This window comes from Paenibacillus sp. 2KB_20, assembly GCF_052115765.1.
Classification (GTDB): Bacteria; Bacillota; Bacilli; order Paenibacillales; family Paenibacillaceae; genus Paenibacillus_AQ.
This window is the reverse complement of sequence record NZ_JBFRHH010000006.1, coordinates 315,627-337,570: the sequence shown is the minus strand read 5'-3', so window position 1 is coordinate 337,570 and position 21,944 is coordinate 315,627. Positions and strand designations below refer to the sequence as shown.

At 42.6% G+C, this 21,944-nt stretch carries 22 protein-coding genes; 7 read left to right on the top strand and 15 right to left on the bottom strand.

Annotated features, from left to right (window positions below):
- Positions 1–68 precede the first annotated feature (68 nt).
- Positions 69–956 (top strand): ABC transporter permease, encoded by an 888-nt coding sequence (locus AB4124_RS18290; protein WP_430108019.1) that lies wholly within the window; start codon positions 69–71, stop codon positions 954–956.
- Between the two features lie 38 nt (positions 957–994).
- The gene (locus AB4124_RS18285) at positions 995–1,873 is read left to right on the top strand and encodes a carbohydrate ABC transporter permease (protein ID WP_090911102.1); all 879 of its coding nucleotides are present in this window, start codon (positions 995–997) and stop codon (positions 1,871–1,873) included.
- Positions 1,874–2,082: 209 nt separating this feature from the next.
- Here the strand turns inward: AB4124_RS18285 and AB4124_RS18280 are convergent, their stop codons facing one another.
- Positions 2,083–3,438: an FAD-dependent oxidoreductase gene (locus tag AB4124_RS18280; RefSeq protein WP_441973751.1), complete on the bottom strand. Its 1,356-nt coding sequence runs from the start codon at positions 3,436–3,438 to the stop codon at positions 2,083–2,085.
- Positions 3,439–3,559: 121 nt separating this feature from the next.
- Here AB4124_RS18280 and AB4124_RS18275 point away from each other — a divergent pair, with 121 nt between their 5' ends.
- Positions 3,560–4,603 (top strand): LacI family DNA-binding transcriptional regulator, encoded by a 1,044-nt coding sequence (locus AB4124_RS18275; protein ID WP_430107816.1) that lies wholly within the window; start codon positions 3,560–3,562, stop codon positions 4,601–4,603.
- A 399-nt stretch (positions 4,604–5,002) separates the two neighbouring features.
- Here AB4124_RS18275 and AB4124_RS18270 read toward each other — a convergent pair whose 3' ends face one another.
- The 3 genes from AB4124_RS18270 to AB4124_RS18260 form a co-directional block, all read right to left on the bottom strand.
- Positions 5,003–5,443: a hypothetical protein gene (locus AB4124_RS18270; protein ID WP_441973750.1), complete on the bottom strand. Its 441-nt coding sequence runs from the start codon at positions 5,441–5,443 to the stop codon at positions 5,003–5,005.
- Positions 5,444–5,532: 89 nt separating this feature from the next.
- The gene (locus AB4124_RS18265; RefSeq protein WP_441973749.1) at positions 5,533–5,661 is read right to left on the bottom strand and encodes a hypothetical protein; all 129 of its coding nucleotides are present in this window, start codon (positions 5,659–5,661) and stop codon (positions 5,533–5,535) included.
- Positions 5,662–5,819: 158 nt separating this feature from the next.
- A complete protein-coding gene (locus tag AB4124_RS18260; RefSeq protein ID WP_441973748.1) occupies positions 5,820–6,812 on the bottom strand; it encodes a LacI family DNA-binding transcriptional regulator in 993 nt (330 codons plus the stop codon).
- 76 nt (positions 6,813–6,888) lie between these two features.
- Here AB4124_RS18260 and AB4124_RS18255 point away from each other — a divergent pair, with 76 nt between their 5' ends.
- A complete protein-coding gene (locus AB4124_RS18255) occupies positions 6,889–7,716 on the top strand; it encodes an HAD-IIB family hydrolase (RefSeq protein WP_441973747.1) in 828 nt (275 codons plus the stop codon).
- A 566-nt stretch (positions 7,717–8,282) separates the two neighbouring features.
- Here AB4124_RS18255 and ahlS read toward each other — a convergent pair.
- Positions 8,283–9,131, bottom strand: coding sequence for an AhlS family quorum-quenching N-acyl homoserine lactonase (gene ahlS, locus AB4124_RS18250; protein ID WP_441973746.1), 849 nt, complete (start codon positions 9,129–9,131; stop codon positions 8,283–8,285).
- A gap of 201 nt (positions 9,132–9,332) precedes the next feature.
- Here ahlS and AB4124_RS18245 point away from each other — a divergent pair, with 201 nt between their 5' ends.
- Entirely contained in the window at positions 9,333–9,719 is a 387-nt protein-coding gene (locus tag AB4124_RS18245) for a winged helix-turn-helix transcriptional regulator (protein WP_076323507.1), read from the top strand.
- Positions 9,720–10,204: 485 nt separating this feature from the next.
- Here AB4124_RS18245 and AB4124_RS18240 read toward each other — a convergent pair whose 3' ends face one another.
- The gene (locus AB4124_RS18240; RefSeq protein ID WP_441973745.1) at positions 10,205–10,690 is read right to left on the bottom strand and encodes a hypothetical protein; all 486 of its coding nucleotides are present in this window, start codon (positions 10,688–10,690) and stop codon (positions 10,205–10,207) included.
- Between the two features lie 402 nt (positions 10,691–11,092).
- Positions 11,093–11,797, bottom strand: coding sequence for a CPBP family intramembrane glutamic endopeptidase (locus AB4124_RS18235; protein ID WP_053489874.1), 705 nt, complete (start codon positions 11,795–11,797; stop codon positions 11,093–11,095).
- Between the two features lie 86 nt (positions 11,798–11,883).
- Here AB4124_RS18235 and AB4124_RS18230 point away from each other — a divergent pair, with 86 nt between their 5' ends.
- Positions 11,884–12,630 (top strand): MerR family transcriptional regulator, encoded by a 747-nt coding sequence (locus AB4124_RS18230; protein ID WP_076323509.1) that lies wholly within the window; start codon positions 11,884–11,886, stop codon positions 12,628–12,630.
- Between the two features lie 574 nt (positions 12,631–13,204).
- Here AB4124_RS18230 and AB4124_RS18225 read toward each other — a convergent pair.
- The 3 genes from AB4124_RS18225 to AB4124_RS18215 all read right to left on the bottom strand — a co-directional run bounded on the left by AB4124_RS18225 (position 13,205) and on the right by AB4124_RS18215 (position 16,748).
- Positions 13,205–14,023 (bottom strand): recombinase family protein, encoded by an 819-nt coding sequence (locus tag AB4124_RS18225; protein ID WP_441973834.1) that lies wholly within the window; start codon positions 14,021–14,023, stop codon positions 13,205–13,207.
- A gap of 1,039 nt (positions 14,024–15,062) precedes the next feature.
- The gene (locus tag AB4124_RS18220) at positions 15,063–15,644 is read right to left on the bottom strand and encodes a TetR/AcrR family transcriptional regulator (RefSeq protein ID WP_076323511.1); all 582 of its coding nucleotides are present in this window, start codon (positions 15,642–15,644) and stop codon (positions 15,063–15,065) included.
- Between the two features lie 93 nt (positions 15,645–15,737).
- On the bottom strand, positions 15,738–16,748 hold the full coding sequence (locus AB4124_RS18215) for a fumarylacetoacetate hydrolase family protein (RefSeq protein ID WP_430187528.1): 1,011 nt from the start codon (positions 16,746–16,748) through the stop codon (positions 15,738–15,740).
- 162 nt (positions 16,749–16,910) lie between these two features.
- Here AB4124_RS18215 and AB4124_RS18210 point away from each other — a divergent pair, with 162 nt between their 5' ends.
- Complete coding sequence (locus tag AB4124_RS18210; protein ID WP_430107834.1) at positions 16,911–17,933, top strand: MBL fold metallo-hydrolase; 1,023 nt, start codon at positions 16,911–16,913, stop codon at positions 17,931–17,933.
- 569 nt (positions 17,934–18,502) lie between these two features.
- Here the strand turns inward: AB4124_RS18210 and AB4124_RS18205 are convergent.
- The 5 genes from AB4124_RS18205 to AB4124_RS18185 all read right to left on the bottom strand — a co-directional run bounded on the left by AB4124_RS18205 (position 18,503) and on the right by AB4124_RS18185 (position 21,701).
- Positions 18,503–18,712: a hypothetical protein gene (locus tag AB4124_RS18205; protein WP_076323514.1), complete on the bottom strand. Its 210-nt coding sequence runs from the start codon at positions 18,710–18,712 to the stop codon at positions 18,503–18,505.
- Positions 18,713–18,974: 262 nt separating this feature from the next.
- Entirely contained in the window at positions 18,975–19,226 is a 252-nt protein-coding gene (locus AB4124_RS18200; RefSeq protein WP_441973744.1) for an NUDIX domain-containing protein, read from the bottom strand.
- A 160-nt stretch (positions 19,227–19,386) separates the two neighbouring features.
- Positions 19,387–19,935 (bottom strand): DUF6886 family protein, encoded by a 549-nt coding sequence (locus AB4124_RS18195; protein ID WP_441973743.1) that lies wholly within the window; start codon positions 19,933–19,935, stop codon positions 19,387–19,389.
- A gap of 442 nt (positions 19,936–20,377) precedes the next feature.
- Entirely contained in the window at positions 20,378–21,127 is a 750-nt protein-coding gene (locus tag AB4124_RS18190) for a DUF3600 domain-containing protein (RefSeq protein ID WP_441973742.1), read from the bottom strand.
- 1 nt (position 21,128) lies between these two features.
- Positions 21,129–21,701, bottom strand: a complete 573-nt coding sequence (locus AB4124_RS18185) for a sigma-70 family RNA polymerase sigma factor (protein WP_339264684.1) — start codon at positions 21,699–21,701, stop codon at positions 21,129–21,131.
- Between the last annotated feature and the right edge of the window lie 243 nt (positions 21,702–21,944).

Sequence of the window (21,944 nt, the reverse complement as noted above, 5' to 3'; positions counted from 1 at the left end):
ACAACCATTGAGGAGGAGTCTGATTGGAGATTAAATCATCGCCTAAGTCATCATCTGCAGCGAAACATATACGCCCTTTCCGCTTAACTTGGAGGCTGCATCTCATGCTATTACCAGCCATACTGGTTGCTCTCATCTTCAAATACGCCCCGATGCCCGGAATCATCATGGCATTCCAAGATTTTAAACCGTGGCTCGGCATATCCGGATCTTCCTGGATTGGCTGGGACAATTTCAATCTCATGTTTTCCATGCACGATTCCGTACAGGTTATATGGAACACGATTACCATTTCCGTTTTGAAAATCATTTTTGGTCTGGTCATACCGGTCACATTCGCGCTGCTACTGAATGAAGTCCGCAATATAGGCCTGAAACGCTCGATTCAAACCTTGGTATACCTGCCCCATTTTATGTCCTGGGTCATATTGGGAGGTATACTGCTAGATTTACTTTCTCTTGAGGGCATTCTTAATCGGTTAATCACCTCCCTTCATTGGGAGCCGATCATGTTTCTGGGTGACGGCAACTGGTTCCGTGCCACCGTTATTATCAGCGATTTGTGGAAAGAATTCGGCTTCTCAGCCATTGTGTTCCTTGCCGCATTATCAGGCATCAATCCGGCTCTGTATGAAGCTGCCGAAATCGACGGCGCTGGCAGATTCCAGCAAACCCTATATATTACCTTGCCTTCATTACTTCCGATCATCATTGTCGTATTTACCTTATCCTTAGGAAATGTGCTGAACGCCAACTTCGATCAGATCTTCAATTTGATTAATCCACTGGTTCTGGAGAAAGGCGATATTATCGATACGTACGTATACCGTACCTTCCAGGGAGGGCAATACAGTCTGGCAACCGCAGTAGGCATCTTTAAATCACTGGTCGGTTTTGTTCTGATTAGTGGTGGTTACTATTTTGCATACCGAGTAGCGAATTACCGTATTTTTTAACTTTTGACAACTGACAACGACTAACGGAGGACAAATCCATGTATTATAAAAATCCGTCATATCGGATATTTTACTATTGCAACCTAGCGCTTCTTATGCTAGTTTCCATCCTTTGCATTTTGCCGATGGTCCATATATTTGCCGTTTCTTTGAGCGGAAAATCCGCTGCCGATTCCAATTTGGTCTCACTAATTCCTATTGACTTTTCGTTAGAAAGCTATGCAAAAACCTTTGAAAATGCTAATTTCATATCCTCAATATGGGTTTCGGTTATCCGAAGCTTAACTGGTACGATTATGGGTATGATCGTAACAATGCTTGCTGCTTTTTCCCTGTCTAGAAATAGCATTGAATTCAAAGCCCGCACATTTTATGTTTGGTTTTTTCTGATCATTATGATCTTCGACGCAGGGCTTGTACCCCACTATATGCTGAACCAAAAACTTGGTTTGGTGAATTCCTTCTGGGTGCTCATTCTGCCGAATTTGGTCAATGTATGGAATATGATACTCATGATGAATTTTTTTCGGGCAATTCCCAAAGATTTGGATGAGGCGGCTATCGTGGATGGAGCGTCTTACTTCAAAATTTTTATCTCGATATATTTGCCCATTTCCTTGCCAGCGATTGCAACTCTTTCCTTATTTACCCTCGTTGGCCATTGGAACAGTTGGTTTGACGGTATGTTGTATTTAAGAAGCTCGGACCAATGGCCTTTGGCTACGCTTCTGCAAACCATCGTCGTGGTACAGGATTTCAGCAAGACTGGTATTAATCCTGAGCAATTGGAGATGCTGTCGAACCGGAGCGTAAAGGCGGCGCAAATCTTTATTGCAATGCTGCCGGTCTTGGTGGTCTATCCGTTCCTTCAACGGTATTTCGTAAAAGGGATTGTATTGGGTGCTGTTAAGGAGTAGAGGAAGCTTTACCTTATATAGATACATGAGTACAAAGAACAGGTGGTGCAAGGAAGGACATTCCTGCACCGCTAGTTCTGATGTTGGTCGCTCCTACATTAGCAACCTGCTCGCCAGTATAGCGAAGGCCGGCCAGCCCAATTTCCAGACAATACAAATCTCGGTTTATTCCTCACTGATCGTTTCTCCACCTTCCTTATACTGCTCATTTATTCCTTGTATTGCTCATTTATCAGATCGCCTAACCATGCGCCTTGATGAACAAGCCTGCTCTGCAGGGACGGAATTTCGATACTGCGCGTTCGACGGGAGCCCTTCTCGGCCAGTATTGCTGCAGCCGTACCGGCGGCTTCTCCCATCGCGAAGCAGTTCGGCATGACACGTGCAGAGCCTTGAGTCGCTCTATCTGTTGATATCGCTCTCCCGGCCACGATTACATTCTCAATTCCGACTGGAAGTAATGCTCGATACGGAATACCGTGCGACTCTCCGGGTGCGAGATGAATCATCGTCATTCCGCTCGTGGGCTTAGTCATATGAATATCAATAAAATAGGCATTTCGTGCAATGTCGTCCGGGAACGAACGGCACTTTAGAAAATCGTCCGCTGTAACGATGTAATCCCCGATGATCCGGCGGGTTTCCCGAATACCGATCTGTTCTCCCGTCAAGGTCAGGAAAGCATTCTCGAATCCGGGAATCGATTCCCGCAGCCACCCGGTAATGTGTTCAACAAGTGCGCGCCCTTCAATCGCTCCACGGGTCAAATCATCCGCATTAGAACCGTCAATGCCAAAAACATGCCCAAAATTAAAGCCTGCCGTGTGATCGTTCAGCCAGGAAATACCGGCCCATTCTCTCGCCACACGTAATCGTCCTTCACTTTTCGCCTTGCTGATCGCATGCTTCAAATCTCGACCATGAATCTCGACACTAGAGAGAAAATTTTTTCTGTCCAGATTGTTAAGTACAAAGCACATTGTACCCGGCTGGAGTTCTCCGTCATCTCCGCCTTTGACGAGTTCCCCGCCCGCAAGATATGTGAGATCTGCGTCACTAGTCGCATCGATATAAATATTTCCTTTCACCGCTTGTGTTCCACTTTTGTTGTGGATGACAACCGCTTCAATGATGCCACTCTGTTGAAGAACATGCCCCACGAACGTATGATAAAGCACCTTAACCCCGGCCTCTTCCATTTTTTCGTCCAATAAACGCTTTAAAATTTCCGCATCGATCGGAACCCAATCAAGCTGTTCCCTCCATTCGTTCTGAAACGTCTCCTCCATATTACTCTTCATATCGTTTAGAATTTCAAGTCCAATTCCCCGGATTACCGGCTTGATATGATCAGTATAAGGACAAAATGCGGGAACTTGTGAGACCGTCGCCATGCCTCCCAAGTATCCTCTTTGCTCAATCAGCAAGACGGATGCCCCGTTTCTTGCTGCTGCGAGTGCTGCTGCGACCCCTGACGGTCCCCCTCCTGCCACCACTACGTCTACTTCAGCGTAGATAGGAATGTCGCGTTCAGGTATTTGAATTGTGAGTACTGTATCAGTCATTCATAACCACCTCCAATGGATTTATTTCATTGTAGATTCATTTCTCCTTTAATTTTAGTTTCATTTTTGTTTCATTATCCTTATGATAAAATCTAATATATGTACATTCGAGGTGGTCTATATGCCGATTAAGAAGAAAATCACGTTAAAAACGATCGCCGATCAGCTCGGTTTGACGGTTCATACGGTATCCAAGGCGCTGCGCGGGTTGCCGGGAATGTCCGAACAGACACGCAGTCAGGTCATTGAGTTGGCCACACAAATGGGATATAGAACCAAAGAGCAAGAGCGGGTTATGGCTGTTGAACAGATTCCGATTTATTCCTCGAAGTCCCGAAGGTTTGCATTCATTGTTCCGAATACCGGGCTTGTGTCTATTCACCAATCATTATACGAAGGAATCCAATCAAGACTCTCGGAATTTGGTCATAAACTGGAGATGTTGTTTGCCCCGAGAGAAGCCGCATCCGATTCGGAATTCGACGAGTGGGCAGACAAGCATGACCTATTCTTTACGGATGGTCTGTTCCTAGCCCCGATGATCTCTCCAGGAACGGAAGAACATTTGATCCATTTACCGATCCCTAAAATATTGCTTAATTACCCCCCGCCGGTAGCCAGCGTAGACAGTGTCATCTGGGATGTCTCTTCAGCGGTCCATCAATCCGTACGTCACCTCACCGCCAAAGGGCATCGGCGGATATTATATATAGGAGACATTCGTCTGCACCGGGGGTTTCGATTACGCTGGCAGGCATTTCAAGAAGCGATGTTTAATGCCGGGATATCTGTAAATGAGGAACAGCATCTAACCCGTATGGGTACGAAGGATACGTATATCCAAATGCTGACGGATATTCTCACGCAGGAGAAGCCTACTGCCATCCTCGCAGGAATCGAGCACGATCTGGCCTGGGTGTATTATGCATGCAGTTTGCTTGGCCGGAAGATCCCGATCGATTACTCACTTATCGGCCTGGAGCATTCCCCTAACGAGCGTATCCCTGATCTGACCCGGCCGAAGCTGCCAATCAAGGAAGTAGGCGTGCGCGGAGCTGACCGAATGTTATGGAGACTATCCAATCCGAGTCTTCCATATGAGCATATCCGGCTACAAGGAGGCTTTTATGAAGGAGGAACCGTATTGGATATCGCCGGAGACTAAAAAGAAATAACTTCAAACAAAGAAATCCGTTAATTGTCCCAAGCTCCAGCTCGTTGGCTTAATGAAATTGGAAAAACAGTTAGATATTTATCTAATCGGTAATCGGAACATGTTTTTGTCCTTTACGGTAATCGGTACAAGTTCTTGTCCTCGGCTCGGGACAAGAACTTGTACCGATAACATAAATAAGTCGCTAAAATAGCGACTTTCAATGGGACTATGTTCTTGTCCTTCGACACTTAGGTACCGTTGAAGGAAATAGTCGGCAAGCTTTTGTTTTTTAACCCAGGAAATGTTATTGAGTAATGGACAGCGGAAAGCCCCCTATACGAGTGCAAGTAATTAAAAACGCATCTTGATCTTAATAGGCTGCTGAATCATCAGCAGCCTATTATCCGCTTAGCGTATATTTTCGTTAAAATGTTGGCGGACCCCCTTTAAGCGGATCATGGTCTTATAAAACCCTTTAATGGCGGACAGAAACAGTTGCACTGTTTTGAAACTTTTAATCGTCAAATACACGCCTTCATGGCCCTCTCTGCTGCGGATCTTACAGCGCATCAGTTCTATCAAATACTGCCTTACGGCTTCCTTACCAGCTTCTGATTCGTCATCCCACCAGACCTTTCTGGCCTTGTGGTAACTTTTGTACTTTAACCAATAAAAGAACGGTTCCAGGACGTTTAAATAAGCGATCACGGAGCTCTCACTGATCCTGTTGACCTGATCGTGATAATACTCAGTCAGAGGAATGAACGCCTCCTTCGAATCGTCAAATACTATGAGGCGATATTTGCTGCTCACTTCTTCCGGACAGTTTACATGGAAAAACGAAGCCATTTCCTTCCCTCCTCCCCACCTTCATCTTCACTGTCGGTCAATATAAATGAAAAAAATCCACCTGCGGAGAGCAGAAGGATTTATTGAGGTTACGGTTCAATGTCCTCAATCTCAATCGGCGAGTGCAGATGTTGTTCCACATCATCGATGGATTGGCGAAGCAGCTTAAGCATCTCCAGGATCTCGCATCTCCTTTCTCCTTCAGTGTAAAAGAACACTGAATATCTTCTTGTTTAGAAATGCTCCATTTTGTCTAGACATTCAAGTACCACAACGAGAGATCTAGTAACGCTTCAATACCTCTTCAGACATGTATCATTCCTGACCGATAGAAGGATTTCACTATCCTTCTTTTTTGTCTTTCACTTCATTTTTTTTAAGTAGAATTACGTATAATCAGCGAAGTCTTGTAGGTTTTCGCTATAGGAGCAGATCGCATCCCCTTCAATCTCCGGGTAAGACATTCTGTAACATCCCTGACCATATCGGGAATACAATTGGTTAATGTTGTCAGTTCTGGATTAGTCATCAATCCCACAGGATGGTTATCAAATCCGATGACGGACATTTCTTGAGGCACGGATATCCCCTTTTCCTTTGCTGCTTTCAATAAACCTGTAGCTACAAAGTCACTACCCGTTATCATTCCATCCGGTAATTGATCAGAAGTAAATAATTGTTCTCCCAAGTCATAACCATCTTCCATAGTCACCAGACCCGTATAACATTGTGATTTCGTACACTCTAGGCCGAATTGTTGGTGAGCCAGTTGAAACCCGTTCCATCTTTTCTCTTGCAATAGTGTCAGGTGATCCATACAGAAAAACAGATGACGGCGCCCCTTGGACAGCAAATATGCTGTCGCTTGAAAGACCGCATCTTCTTCATCCAATCGAAAGACATCGAGAAATTCTCCGTCCATCGCTTCGTTGCATATGATTCCAATATAAGAACCTATATATTCTTTAATTTCTCTCTCCGAGAAATGGGAATGAGCAATAACCACGGCATCCATTTCTCGACGTAACAATCGGGCATACACATCACGTTCATACTCGCGGGATAATTCGGTCTGATAGATGACAAGTTGATACCCCATTGAGCCTAAAGATCGACTTAATGCACTAACAAGCTGACTGAAATAGGGATGCTCCACATCCGGGACAAGCACACCGATATGATTGCTTGCCTGTAGACGCAACTGAACCCCCTGCGTATTGCGGACATATCCCAGCTCCGTAATGGCTTTCTGTACTTTTTGTCTGCTTTCAATAGATACATGAGGATGGTCGTTTAACACACGTGATACCGTCGACTTGGAGAGACCGCTTACACGTGAAATATCAATTATGGTGGGCAAAATTAACACCTCATCTAAAGTATTGACCTGGGAACGTTCCCTGCAACTATGATATCGTTAACAAACTGTAGGAGGAGTCACACTCATGGAAGTCATCTATACCCCCGCTGTAACCGAATATCTGATATTGTTTGATTTTGACGAAACGTATTACCCGCATGAATGTTTGCCTGAACAACTCAACATGGTGTACGAACTGGAACAATACCTCCAGCAGCTTGCCAGAAAACATCAAGTAAAGATAGCTTGGGTCACCGGAAGCAGTGTTCAGCAAATACAAGCAAAAATGAAAATAGCCGGTATGACGCAGCTCCCCCATTTTATAGCGAGCAATCTGGGCACAGAGATGTGGGAAGTCGAGCTTGACGGACAACTGGTCACTGTTCCTTCATGGGCAAAGATTATAAGCGCATCCGGATTCTCTCGAAGAGATGTAGAAGATTTAATTAGCGAATTAAAATCAACATTCAACATTGTCCTTCACGAACAGACTCAATTTGGTCAATCCGGATATAAAATGAACTACTATTATTATCCGGTATCAGCAGCTAGAACCCAATATGATATAAGTATCATCAGGCACCTGGCTGTAAATCACGGGATCGGAATTAATATCAATATTTGCAATCCCAAGGCAGGTGATCCGGAGCACGCATATGATGTCGATTTTATCCCCGCAGGAACTGGAAAGAAAGCAGCTGTGCAATTCCTGATGGATTATAGTCAGGTACTCCTGTCCAAAACATTGGCCTTCGGTGACAGTGGAAATGACATCGAGATGCTTCGGATGGTTGCCCATGGATATCTTCTCCAGAACGCAACGGCAGAGGCAAAGTCATGCCACAACAACGTTGCCCCTTATCCTTACGCCGAGGGAATTTTGCATGTATGCAGAAATTTCTTTGGGGAGTAATTCATATTATGGCGTTTGCTCAGCTATTGTACAATACAAATACCGCCGCTTTCCTCTACGGAGAAGGGCGGTATTGACATATTGACGGCTTAACAAGCCTACCAACAGACCACCCATGGTCCCTTTTAAAGTTCCATGCCCCATATTCAATTGCTGTCTTCCTCCAGACCTCTGTATGCATTGGAGGGGTGCAGTCCGCGCAGGGCGGTAGTGAGAGCGGTGAGATCATCTATAGTTCGCATCTGCCTGTCTAAACGCAAGCTGTCCATAATTCATATGTTCCCCTCCGCTTACGTCATACTATACAATTACAAGATGAACTATAGTACTGTCTCATCCAACAAATCACAGATTAAAATTCGTTGAAGCACTACACTCTTGTACCAGATACGTTATCTGTAGTAAAACAGACCTATCTAGATTGTTGAATTTTTTTTGCAACAATCTCTTATGCCTACCCGTTAGTTGTATTATAAAGGCAGCCGATTGCGTCGCCGGCTGCCTACGTGTCTATTACGCTATCGTTTCCCGTTAGCTTAACCTTGGGATGATCTACTTATTGATAATTATTCGTAGTATCCTTCGGTTGATTTGCGAAATTGTTTGAATTGATTGTCATCATGTCCGAACCACACTTGGGAGTTTGTTCGGGTAGCCAGCGTACGGATTCTTTCAACTGTGTTCCGGTAACCGATTGAATCATAGATAATGCCCGGTGGCTTAACTGGAGGACCGTAACTCTCAGCCGTATAAATGGTATCCGAAGCGAGGATGATCCCGCCTGTTTCGGGCATTTCAATGTGCAAGCCTAACATACCCCAAGCATGTCCGCTTCCAAAATTCAAAATTTGGATTCCTTCAGCCAGATCGAGATAATCTTCATTGCGTTTGACCGTTTTCCAGTGTAAATGGTTTGTGATCCAAGCATCGATGTCTGCCCAAACATAGGCCCCTTCTTTTTCATTACGGGCGTAGCTCTGCAGTGTGCCATTCAGTTCATCTTCGTGGACGATTATCGTAGCATTCGTGAACATCTCTAGGCAACCCGCATGATCCAGATGCAAATGAGAGGCAATGACGTATCGGATGTCCTCAGGTCTTACGCGGAGCTGCTCTAGTCTGTTATGCAGATAACATTCCTCACACGCCACCCAAGGGGACGCTTGTTGGGTGGATTCCGCCCAGCGTCCTTCAACGCCCATGGAATTCGGATTGCAAGCCGTATCAAATAGAATCTTCCCCTCCGGATGGTCAATCAACACCGTATAAATCGGAAATTCCACAAACTGCGTCGCCGCGTTAGGATTGCTAACCGTGGCTGGGTTATGCATGTTAATCAACCAGTTTTTATCCATGCTCATACGGCCGTTATCCATCACATACAGTTTAGGGCGGGGCTTTATAATATTCGACATGTTCATTTCCTCCCACTAGATTAATTTAGTTATCATCCTGTTCAAAATGTCAGCCTTCGTAATGAATCAGGCGCTTTTGGCGTAAAGCTCAATGCTTGCTTTGCCCTTGATATAGTCATACAATAATGCATAAACTAAACCTACGTAAGTAGGCACTTTAAAGTGTCCTGGGAACTTCAAGGTGCAGAGGAGGGAAATCATTTGACATCTTTGGTCAAACCAAAACACCCCAACATCGCGCTTGCGGTGTGTGGCTACAGTAAAGTGCTTGATATTATCTCTAATAAATGGACCGCGCTCATCATTTACGCAATGGAAGACGGAAGCATCCGTTACGGGGAAATGGCGAGAAGAATCGAGGGTATTTCCAAAAAAATGCTGACTCAAACCCTACGTAAGCTTGAACGCGATGGACTGGTCCAACGTCATATCACACCATCGGTTCCTCCAATGGTTGAATATTCACTCACTCCTCTAGGGGAATCTTTACTCCAGCCGATGAGAGAGCTACGGCAATGGGGAAGAGAAAATTATGTACGTGTCGAAGCAGCAAGAGTCAACTTCGATCTAACTTACAGTGATGATTAACTATCTCAATAAGTTAAGGTCCATATAAGCCGGGGCTTTTACTTAAACGATCCTAATGAATATAGTTATGATGTCGTCCACAGCCAACGATTTCGCATCGGCTCCGACAACGATCTTAGGCCATCCTTTGCAGGATGGCCTTTTCTTTGATCTAACTTTATTCAACTAATCTGCCCGTTAGCTTAATGAAATTGCATGGGAACATAGTTAGGTACTTATCTAATCGGGAATCGGCTCATGTTCTTGTCCTTTACGGCAATCGGTACATGTTCTTGTCCTTGACTCGGGACAAGAACTTGTACCGATAAAACAAAAAAGCCGCTAAATTAGCGACTTTCTATGGGACCATGTTCTTGTCCCCCGACAGTTGACAAGAACTTGATATCATTCCTCTCTGTCGGCACTAATTTCTTCCCCTCTTTTATTATTCATTTTTGGGCAAAAGAAATAACCCACCATTGGTGGGATATGTTATTTTTTACACTTTAAAAAGAAAACTTGGCTACATACTTATTAACGTAGTCTCGTTGCGATATATTTTCTTGGGAAGAATTATCGAATACTTTCATAGCAACTCTTGAAGGTGTGTAGGATTTCATATTACGAATTTCCTTCTTCATTTGTTTTGAACCTATCGTACACATCAGCTCCGGTAGCTCTCTTACGTTTTTCGAGCGGTAAACTTGAATTATCGAAGCCTTTTTTCTAGTATCGGAGTCAAGTTTAAAGATTAACGATGGTAAGCTCATTTCGATCATTTGTTCAATTTGAATCCAGGGTGGTGCAACAGCACGTCTAGACCCTTCTTTTGCAATAGACAGCCATTGATAAAAAAAATTGAGGCATATTTCTGATGTATAGCGATTTAAAATCATATGCAACATTCTTCTATTATCTACATCAGAGTAGTTCGTATGAAAGAATAATTTATCCTTTATGTAATTAATCTTCTTCACAATTAGTTGTGTCACATATTCGGCTCCATCATACCTGCATAAATTAAACTCATTAAACTTTGAATTCTGATTATAGAACTTTGTAGTCTGGAGAAGCGTATGTTTCCATAGCACATATGCGTATGCATACGGACATATTGGAGGAAATAAAACGTCACTCACCATAACCATATACTAGCTCAGTTTTGTGCCGTTTGTGAGGAAAGCCAAATTTTCTTCTAATGCCTTTCAATCATATAGATATAGTAAATGGTAAATACAAAACCGAGCAAAAAGGGCTACCAAATGGCAGCCCCACTTATAATTCATCTCTTCTAATCCTAAACTCTACTAGCCATGTGATGAGTCCCGTCTCATTTGTCGTCATTGCCTCGAAGTGCTTGTTTACGAATTAGGTAACTCTTTTTCTTTCTCCCGTTACATTACCAGAGTCAATAATAAAAATAGTCCATTTGTTAAGCCATGTACCCATACTGCAGGCCAAACAGAATTTGTTCGTTCATACGCCCATGCAAATATGATCCCCCCAAGAAAATTCGCAGGCATCGCGTTATAGGTAGGAATATGGACTATCGTAAAGAGACTCGCACTCAAAAACATTGCCCAACCAATGCCTAATCGGGTTCGCAGCCAGCGATAGATAAAACCGCGATAGAATATCTCTTCGTATATAGGCGAGATGATCACTGCTGATGCAAACGCAATGAATACACTGAAGACCGTAACATTCTGCTGAATTGATTCCGTCTTAGAATTTTCAAATGTATTGCCGATATAGCTGGTAAGGATCATTACGATGGTGCTGCCTATAATCAGCAAGAACGTCCATAACAGAATTCGCCACCAATCCTTCGCAGGAAAGGATCTTAAACCCACTTCACTCCAAGAAAGCTTTTTAGGACGTAGCCCTATGAAATACACTCCCAGCATTAATACTATTGCTATTGTAAGCCCTGTCAATGTTCCTGAATACAGCTCATCTCCAAGCCATTGCGCATATACGGGTTTTACTACAAATTTAATAAATCCGATAACAAATACAAACTCTAGCAACAGCAAAGCTACAAACTCTTTCCATGTCCAATTATCCCTTTGTTTCCAATGCGTTAAGTGATCAGTCATTCCCTTACCCCTTTGTCTCTGTGATATAATTCAAATATATTGGGTGACGCTACGTCACCTGCAAGCATTTTTTTTGGAGGAATATCATGAGTCATTGGACAACAGGACAAGTATCCAAACAAAGCAATGTTTCTGTAAGAACACTTCGCTATTATGATCAAATTGGGCTCCTTACACCTAGCTTTAAGGACGAAAGCGGACGCCGTTGCTATTCCGAAGAAAACTTGTTTACTTTGGAAAAGATCACACTTCTAAAATCTCTCATGCTTCCACTCGAAGAGATTCAGAATTTATTGGATAAGCTATCCTACCGAGAAATACTAAAAGCTCACTATAATCATCTTCAAGAACAACTTTCTTCGCTCCAAACTAGCATCTCCAATACGACCTCGCTCATCAACATGTTTGATCTTGAGGGAGAATTATCGTGGAAACGAATTTCACATTTAGTACAGACAGCCAAACATAATTCGAAAAAATGGATTGAATATTTTGAAGATGACGAGAAGGATTTTTTAGAACAAGTGCTTCCTAGTCTTAGTAAAAGCGACCGAATCACCCAACAATATATTTCACTATTACGGAGAATTGAATGGTGTCAGCAGCATAGCATATTACCTGAATCTGAAGCTGGCTATCAGATTGGTTGTGAGTTGATTGCAGTTTCCAATGATACATTTGATGGAAATGAAGAGTTAATGAATAAGTTTTGGGAAGTAAGAAAAATGCCGTCAGAGACAACTGGACTGTATCCTATAACAGATCAATCACTGGAATTTGCAGAACGTTGTATTATCTATGCAGAGCAATTGCTGAATAAAGAAAATGAATGATTGGTTTCTTAACACTATATATCTGAGTGATTCCTTCATCCACCAATGATCATTGTTGCATATATCCTCAGCAAACTATGTGGATGTAACAGAAAATGCTGCCGATAATTGATATGCTCCCCTTACGGTAGACAGGTGGAATAATAAAAAATATGGTGCGTCAGAGAAACTCGTTATCTATGGTGAAGTCGAGAGTGGGAAAATTGGTGTTAAGACTGCAACCAAGAAATACGGTATCAGCAAACCGGCTTCTGCGAAATCCTGGAATGAAAAGAGCAATGGCATTTCTAGTGCCTACAGTTTCAAGTATCTTCCATGAACTCGGGTACTTATAAAAAAAGCCCAAGCAAGTGACTGCTTGAACTTTACAGAAAAACATTAGGTTAATGTGGCTCTAAATCACTATGTTCTCACGAGCGACACACAGCATTCAACATGTGTCGAGTGCTTAATATTGACGTAAATACAGGGGGCTAATTTACGCCCCCGCTGACAACGGATTTCCAAAATTATAGTGGATAATAACTCCACCATCCAACTCAATCTCTATTCGTACAATTAACCGCTGAAGCACTTATCGAAGGGCTTCCTCGTCATCGATTTGCAACTCCGCAAAGCGCCTAACTTCTTCCCTGAATTGCTGCATAATACGTTCTTTGGCTTCGCCCTGACTGACAACAATCTCAAGGATGGTTGCTCGTTCTTTCAAGGTGTGCTGCTCCTCCTTTAGATCTGCATTGCTCATCTGGAACGTATCATCATCGATCATTTTACGAGTCATGGCGCGAACCAGTTCCAATTGCTCTTGTTGAAGCTGCTGCATCTTCTTCTGGTTCGCTTTCAGTTCAGACACGGCTTGGTTCGATTTTTCACTCGCCTTTTTGAGCGCTTTCTCCACCAGAGAGTTCTGATCCAGCACATTCACTGACAATTGACGCAAATCCACTAAAACAGATTTCTTTAACTCATCATGCCGAATGAAATGGGAAGGGCATCCTTTTCTGCCGCGCTTCTGATAAGTAGCGCAAACATAGCCTTCGCGGTCATTCTTATAATTCATCCCTTTGCCGCAATGAGCGCAGTATGCAAGGTGGGCAAACAACGACTTTTTACCCCGACCACCAAACCCTGTTCTAGCTTTAACCGCCATCCGATCCTGCACAGCGGCAAACTCTTCGTGTGAAATAATCGGAGGATGCGCATTCTCTACGACAAACCACTTACTTTCATCAACTTGCTGACGTGGCTTGTAGCCCTTCTCTTGATGAAACAGTTTATTGCTCCTGTCTACACTCGAACGCCCTTGTACCAAGTCTCCTGTATAATGGCGATTTAGCAATATGAGCTTAACTGCCGTCTCATGCCAGACACTACCGGCATTCTTAGCTCCGATAAGCTTCCTCGGAGAAGGAATCTTCTTGTCGGTTAGATAGTTTGCAATCTTTTGCCAACCCCATCAATATTTCTTTGATAATATCCATAATCAACAACAAAATGTTCAGTTGCTTCATTGGTCATTATTGCATTCTTCCTTTACGTGTATTTCCCCTAACGCCTTATTCACGAACTTCGTAAATAATTCCATATGTTGAGATTCGCGAAATGATTACGTTATCCTCCCCGTTAGCTCAACGAAGAATGTCTTGCCAGTTTGGAAGCAGCTCATAGTCTCTAATGTGTTTGTATTCTAGAACCATTACAGCTACCGTATTAACTACACAGAAATTCACCTATCGGGAATGTAACAAAGTTCTTGTCATTGTGTTTTGACAAGAACTTGATATCATAAAAATAAAAAGCCGCATAATTAGCGGCTTCTAATGTTACTATGTTCTTGTCACCCGACATCCCCCGACAGGCTTTAGCTGCGGTTTGTTGTCATGGGACAAGAACATAGTCCCTTCTAGGTCAAGTACTTGGTCCCTTAGTTGAGGTCATTTCTGCGCATGGCCACTTCACACTAGCCCCATCGATTCACCCCGTCCTAGCGACATACAGTCGACAGGCAGTTATCAGTTATACAGGACTGATCTCACAGACACACCAAAAAACACCCGCAGAAATCCCTCTACGGATGCTCCATGCACAGCTTGTGTATACGATAATCCGCCTATTTCACATCGTGAAATAAGCAGCCTACCTCCATCAAAAGACTGCAGTCCGCTCGGGAGACTCTATGTTATCAGCAACAAATACGACCAAACCAATCCACTCAGCAAATATCTGTTTACTCATATACAATCGCCTCCTTCAGCATTTCTCACAGTGTACTGGACAACGCCAAACGCCGTCAATGGACAGAATAACTATAATGATCTTTTGGATCGGGAGCTAGCTTTTCAGCATATATTCAAGCATGGAGCCGTGAAGACTTAACCAAGTCAATGATTTTATCATATTTTCTTATCTAAGCATTATTCAATGAGCCAACGTTATGCCTGAGATAACATCCCTTTTACAAACAATGAGACACTGTGCTTGTAGAACTCTTCCTCGGTGACGAGTTGGGACTGATAATCCCGGTGAATCAGCTCGCTCATCTGAAATCCATAGCACATCGAGAGAAAAGACATAGCGGAAAGACGCTCATCTTGTATGGCTATGACTTTTTTCTTCTGCAGTCGTTCAAAATATTCAACCAGCAAGGAGTGCAGCTTTACCGGCGGATCGGCCAGCACTCTGTCCAATTCGGGAAGCATTCCTTTGTCGCGGATCCCAATTAAAATGATGTCCGCATTTTTATGGAAAAACAAACGGTACTGCTGGCTTACATTTAGAAGATCGATTTCCGGATTATCGGTCGCATCCTCTCTTAACAGCTTCTCAAATTGCGGGATATCCGAATGTCTTTCAATGATGGCTTCCAATATGCCTTGTTTGCTTCCAAATTGCCGGAAAATCGTAGATTCATTGACTTTAGCTTCCGTTGCAATGGTTTTGGTACTAACGCCCCGATAGCCCTTCGTTTTGATGAGCCGTGTCGCGGCTTCAATGATTCTGTCTGAAGTTTGCATTGTACTTCTCCTTTTGCATATGTTAAACCTATTCTACTACAAGTTTTGCAATATGCAGCAGGATCGGGGTTCATCATTTTCATAAACGTTTATTTAAAGAAAATCGCTTCTTTGTTCCCAGCGGCTTGGTTCCGTAATCTTGACATAATCAGGCACCAATTGCGTGAGCGTGCCTAATTTATCAAATGTAATCTGGATTCGGTCAGAAGGCAATAGCCATTGTTCGGTCTCGATTGCGCAGCAATCCGGTATCGTCCCCATTCCTATAATCGTGCCTGGGAGCGGTGTGAAAACTTTGAGAACTTCCTCCATCACTTTTGCAGGGTGTGCAGAATACTCGGATGTGCTTCCCTTCCAATACAGTCTCTCCCCGATGCGTACATCCACATCCAATGCCAGCGGGTTGTCGATTTCATCCGGCGTAACCAGATAGGGTCCTATTCCTTTGCTACGATCAAAATCTTTGCAGCGCGTCGGTCCGGTCATCGCCTGGAAATCCAGCCACTGCACATCACGGATAGTACTGTCGTTAAAAATAACATAACCTGCAATACAGTTCCCCTTCCCTGTAACAAAGGCCAGCTCCGGCTCGATATCCAGATAGGAAGAGTACGAAGGCCAATGAATCGTATCCCCATCGCCAATTAATGCATTATGGTTACACTTATAATAACTGAAAGTTACTTTATTCGGATCTTGCTGGAATTTTTCGGAGATTTGACTTATAAGCTCTTCTCGTTCCGGCCCTGTATATTCTCTTTGCAGCAGATTTACGCCAGCATTTCTCAGATGTCTTGGCGTCAGCCCGAAATCGATAAGCGCAGCCGGATTCGGAACCGGCGGCAGCAGGTTTACCGCTGCAATCGGGCTGATTTCATTTTCATTGAATTGATGCAACTGTTCGACAGCATATTGCATCATTTCCTTAGCGGCATCATAACTTGCCGGTAAATAATGAAGATAGCTGTCCATACTTTCGAGACTGTCAACGAATGTTCCCTGCTTTTTCATGATTGCGACAAAAGACACGACAAATTTCTCGTTAATTACAAGCCCAAACAAAGGTTCCTGGGATGTATTGGTCTGAAAAGTTACTAGTTTCATGGTTAAGCGCCTCGATCCATGTAGTGTGATGTTGTTCTGTTACTATCATATAGTATAGAATGAATGCATGCAAGTACATGCTTGCATTTTTCTTTCCATTCTCTATAATAAGACTTAGTCAGTAGGCCTTATCCAAAAACATATACTCAAAGGAGAATTTTTATGAAGTATGGACGTATTATCCAAAAACCTCGCGTTAAATTTTTTGAAGTTGCAGATGGCGTCTTTGCCGGTATTTCGCCATATCGCGGCATCAGTTGGGCCAATGCCGGGTTCATCAACAAGGGTGAAGGGCTGGTGTATGACACGTTCTTCGATTTGTTCCATGCGAGGGAAATGCGGGAGGCTTTTATGGAAGTAAGCAACGGCGGCTCTCCCGCATATGTGGTGAATTCGCACTATAACAGCGACCATGCCTGGGGCAACAAAGTGTTTGAAGATGCTTGCATTATTATGCACAAGGAAGCCTCCAGAGAGCGTCTCACCGAAAATATCGCCTGGATGGACAGCGTCATCAGAAGAGGAAAGGATTCTCCGGAATCGACTTCGGGCGAGCGGTTTTTTGCAGCGGAATTTGAAGGATTCGACCTGGAAGGCGTAGAATGGGTACTCCCGAATATTGAGATAAAGGACGATATCAACATCCGTCTTGGCGATACGGAAGTTATGATTTACAACGTAGCTCCGGCCCACTCTGACAGTGACTTGCTGCTGTGGATGCCAAAAGAAAAAGTGCTATTCGCTGGCGATGTCGTGTTTAACGGTTGTACAGCGTACAGTGAAGAGGGAACCCTCAATTGGGTTAAAGTACTTGATCGCATTATTGATGAATTTAAACCCGAAATCGTTGTCCCAGGACATGGCGCCATCTGCGGCCTGGACTTCGTGAAGGAGCAAAGAGAATACCTATTGAACCTGATCAGCGAGTTCAACAAGCATTACAATGACGAAATTGATTCCTTGTCCCTGACCAAGCAAATTGATATTTCCCGCTTCCTTCATTGGATACAGCCAGAACGCTTGTATGTAACAGTGGATATCCTATTGAAAAGCAAACGAGGGTTACCACCCCTTCCAAGTTGGAACGAGGTTCCTGCTAAGCTGGAAGACATGAAAGCTTTTTTGGTCGGGAAATATGGCAATCAGATCAAGCCATGGGACCCTATGAGTGTTTGGCAAGAATAGCAATTTGAGGAGCCTACAAAAACAAAAAACGGCCCTGTCGCAAACGATGCGAACAGTGGCCGTTCTTTTGAATGATCCACGGAAATAAAATTGGCGCTTAGAACCATGGAGATGGACTAATGACTTACTAGTAGAACTCTATTTAAACGATATAACTAATATTTGATGTTAAGTGTATTTCTCTTCTTTAAAGGGATTCCAAGTCTTTTCGCGGTAGCCACCATCACTAAACTGCGCGTTAGTTTAACAAAAATGGCATCTTCTGCTGATGAGATCATATCGGGAATGTAACAAAGTTCTTGTCATTGATCCCTTAAATTAGAAAAACCGCGCGGGACGCAGTTTCTTAAAGGACTAAGTTCTTGTCCTGTGACAGTTGTTGTGTTATGCTGCCCGTTAGCTTAAAAAGGCAGCTGATCTCACTGACCAGCTGCCTTCTCTTCTTTAATCAACTATCGTTTCCCGTTAGCTTAACGGGCTATCGATCACACCCACCACTTTCCCCACATATTATCCGTTGCTCAAATTCAATTATTTTATCTTCACAGCGTTTTGTAGCAGCATGATGACTAGTTTTTATTCTGTCTTGCTTTAGCCACTCTCGGTAATTGTTTCTCAAAAATGGATAACACATTTGAAATCAAATGTTCGCTCGGACTTTTGTTGTCTTTTAAAAGTGCATATATAAGGTTCAAGAAAGTCTTTGCATCTTTCTCTGTTAAACTTTTGATTGATTCCATGGCGCTATCATTCGGAAAATTTTCTTCCTTCGTCTCCATAATTATTCCCCCATCTTTAAATATCATTTATTCTTCCGTTACAAAATATTAATGCGTTGTTTCCAAGCTAGCTCCCTTGATTAAAACGTTTCCAGTGGTTGGAAAGTTGATTTATTGTTTCCCGTTAGTTTAATCACCTATTGCTAGCTGTTCTTCGTAGCAGAATAAAAGACCATATAGCTCTCTGGATATGGATACTTATAATTCTCTGGCTTGTTATATAGTGTTATCAATTCATATCCGAGAACGTGAGGAGATTCAATCAAAACACCTGTTCTTCATAAAGTTCCCTTTTCATTGCCTCCATTGGCGTTTCCCCAGGTTCAATATGCCCTCCAGGTATATCCCATCCTCTTTCATTCAAATTAGTTAATAACAATGCGTCTTCTTGAAATGCAAGTACAAACGAGCACGTTATTAATTCTTGACGAGGAATAACTTCAGACAATACTAATTGTGTTTCGTTAGGCAACGGGAGCCCTCTAACGTTTTTTTCTTCTCTGATAATTTTCATTTCAAAATTTCACCTCTTCAATACATTGGAATTTAAAGCAATACTTTAGAGTCACAAAATTTCCAAAAAACTGCCCGTTAGATTAATCAAAGCAGCTGATCAATCTGACCGACTGCCTTCGTGTCTTTGTTAAACTAACATTTCGCAATAAGCTAATTGATTAGAGTCTTTTGGCGTTATTGAATCTATGTATCCCATATCCTGTGAAGTCGGAAGCTAATATTGCTTCCTTAAGCGGATATAAATTTGATGTGATTCTTAATTCAATTCCTTTTTGGAGTAATCTCTCCAACAAATTCTCATATTTTTCAACTGATTTGGGTTTCACTACTTGGCGAGAAATGTAGTAGCCAGCTGTTTTATCAAAAAGCTCAAAACCCTCATCGTCAAAACGATATCGAAATATGATTTGCTTTGATATCCTCGTATACCAGTCACTTTCTACTGTAACTATGGTATTGGCAATTGAATTATTAAAGAAGAGTTGTAAATGTTCGTCCGTTGTCGCCTCATCTTTTCTACACACAATTCGGGGACAATCCCTAGGGAAATAGTACGTATACTCGTGCTCTTCATCAAGTGCCCAAACTACCGCAGGAAAATCCGGACGATTTTGCTTCTCTTTTGGTACAAATATATTGATACTTTCGTCTTCACTGAAGTGAAAAAGCATGTGCGCCCCCCCATCCCATTTATTGTTATATTCCATAAAAATATTGAATTATCCTGCCCGTTAGCTTAATGATATGGCATCGAACATAGTTAGATACTTATCTAATCGGCAATCGGTACAAGTTCTTGTCCTCGACTCGGGACAAGAACTTGTACCGATAAAACAAAAAAGCCGCTATTTTAGCGACTTTCAATGGGACCATGTTCTTGTCCCCCGACAAGGCTTCTAATGTTACTATATTTTTGTCACTTGACAAGTGTCATTTCGGGATTAGTTGCCCGTTAGCTTAACGCGGCTACCGATCTATGCCGACAGCCGCGTTTTAGTTTATTAAGCTATAGAGTTCCGTTAGTTGAGTGGCTTTACAATTCTAAAATCATGTTTGAAAAGGCTTCAGTTTTTCTTGAGTTAGGTGAACTATGGTTGCTCCTAACGTTTCGTTAACGTGGAGTTTTACATGTTCTTGTTCCTCGACAGATCAAGCTTTCGGCTTAACTGTTATGCCCAACTTCTTATAAAAAGGTTGTATCTGCTGCAACAATTGCTCTATATTCATTTGATCTTCCTTTGACAGCCGTTCAATATGAACACTACCATCCGGATCATATTTTTTCTCGTCATAAGCCCTCAATTCATTTAATAATTTTTGAAACTCATCAAATTCTTCTTTGCTGAATATTTGCCCTGCTTCATCTAGCACTCCATTCCAAAAAGTAGTGCTATCTATAAGTTTAACTTCTCCCTTCGTTGATTGAACTTCATTTAATTTGCGAAAGAGTGGCTCTAGCTCTGCGGTTAACCTTCTATAGTTTTTTTGCTCTCCTACGCTCAATCTCTCAATATGAAAATCCCCTTTTGTATCGGCAATTTTCAAATTAAGGAGGCCCCATTCTTTTAGTAAGGACATCCATTTTGTAAACTCCTCTTCACTGAGGTTTTGTTTGGCGGTCTGCAGCTTTGCCTCCAGCTCATCATATTGCTTTTGAGTTACTCCGATATTGTCCCGCGAACCATAGATGGAATCAGCTATGTAGCTATAACCGGCAAAAGCACCTGTTGGGATTAACAATGTAGCGGCCAAAATACATGCAACGACCCACTTTTTCATTCGTCTTCCTTCTTGAATGTGTCCGACTTTGTTAAGTATTTTTTCCTTGAGCTCCGTTGGTGCGTTCCATTCTTTGGTCTCTTCCTTAAAAGCGGTTTTCAATCTTTCATCGAAACTCATTTTACCCCTCCACCTTTCCCATAGCCAGAATGCTAATTTTCTGTTTTTTGCGCATCTTTTGCAGAGCAGCATGAATCCGTGATTTTACCGTCCCAAGAGGGATTTCTAATGTGGCTGCAATCTCTTCTTGCGTGTAATCATTCATATAATGCAGAATAACTACTAGCTTTAGCTTATAAGGAAGTCGATCTACGCTTTCAAGTAGCGATTGATTCGATAGTTTGTTGACCACCTCACTTGAGATATCATAGACCACGGCTTGATCAATCTGTTCAGCTTTTTTGATGATCCGCATATGTGTCCAACTCTTTCTGCGGTGAGCCTGAATTTGCCGCATGACAACTCCCATTAACCAAGGCCGAAACGGCCTGCTTACGTCAAACTTTTCAAGAGACCGGTATAATTGAATATAAATCTCCTGAATGACATCCTCTGCATCTGATGGTTCCCGAATAAGGAAATAAACAGTATTGTAAACGTCCTTAATGGTTGCTTCATATAACTCGCCAAACGCATCACGGTTCCCGGCCAACGTAAGCGAAATAAGCCTTGCATATTCAGATGGATGATTCATCTGCTACCTCCTCCCCTTCGGTCTTACAGTATATATTGGTAATAATTATAGATATCGTTCGAATTATTTCAAAATATAGGACAAGAATTCAGCTGTGACCGGAAAATGGTTTGTTTCTGTCCTATCGGAATATCCGCTGGCGTTATTGAATTAATCCAGCAAATGATTAAATCATATCCATCTATTTTGAAAAAGCGAGAACAGGAACTAATCGCCACTCACTACTTCTAAATATCGGAAAAG

Coding starts and splice junctions, on each gene's coding strand:
- AB4124_RS18210 (WP_430107834.1), top strand. CDS start 16,911: ATGAAGTATGGACGTATTATCCAAAAACCTCGCGTTAAATTTTTTGAA.
- AB4124_RS18195 (WP_441973743.1), bottom strand. CDS start 19,935: ATGGAATATAACAATAAATGGGATGGGGGGGCGCACATGCTTTTTCAC.
- AB4124_RS18215 (WP_430187528.1), bottom strand. CDS start 16,748: ATGAAACTAGTAACTTTTCAGACCAATACATCCCAGGAACCTTTGTTT.
- AB4124_RS18235 (WP_053489874.1), bottom strand. CDS start 11,797: ATGACTGATCACTTAACGCATTGGAAACAAAGGGATAATTGGACATGG.
- AB4124_RS18280 (WP_441973751.1), bottom strand. CDS start 3,438: ATGACTGATACAGTACTCACAATTCAAATACCTGAACGCGACATTCCT.
- AB4124_RS18255 (WP_441973747.1), top strand. CDS start 6,889: ATGGAAGTCATCTATACCCCCGCTGTAACCGAATATCTGATATTGTTT.
- AB4124_RS18190 (WP_441973742.1), bottom strand. CDS start 21,127: ATGAGTTTCGATGAAAGATTGAAAACCGCTTTTAAGGAAGAGACCAAA.
- AB4124_RS18185 (WP_339264684.1), bottom strand. CDS start 21,701: ATGAATCATCCATCTGAATATGCAAGGCTTATTTCGCTTACGTTGGCC.
- AB4124_RS18200 (WP_441973744.1), bottom strand. CDS start 19,226: ATGAAAATTATCAGAGAAGAAAAAAACGTTAGAGGGCTCCCGTTGCCT.
- ahlS (WP_441973746.1), bottom strand. CDS start 9,131: ATGTCGAATATTATAAAGCCCCGCCCTAAACTGTATGTGATGGATAAC.
- AB4124_RS18285 (WP_090911102.1), top strand. CDS start 995: ATGTATTATAAAAATCCGTCATATCGGATATTTTACTATTGCAACCTA.
- AB4124_RS18270 (WP_441973750.1), bottom strand. CDS start 5,443: ATGGCTTCGTTTTTCCATGTAAACTGTCCGGAAGAAGTGAGCAGCAAA.
- AB4124_RS18230 (WP_076323509.1), top strand. CDS start 11,884: ATGAGTCATTGGACAACAGGACAAGTATCCAAACAAAGCAATGTTTCT.
- AB4124_RS18205 (WP_076323514.1), bottom strand. CDS start 18,712: ATGGAGACGAAGGAAGAAAATTTTCCGAATGATAGCGCCATGGAATCA.
- AB4124_RS18220 (WP_076323511.1), bottom strand. CDS start 15,644: ATGCAAACTTCAGACAGAATCATTGAAGCCGCGACACGGCTCATCAAA.
- AB4124_RS18275 (WP_430107816.1), top strand. CDS start 3,560: ATGCCGATTAAGAAGAAAATCACGTTAAAAACGATCGCCGATCAGCTC.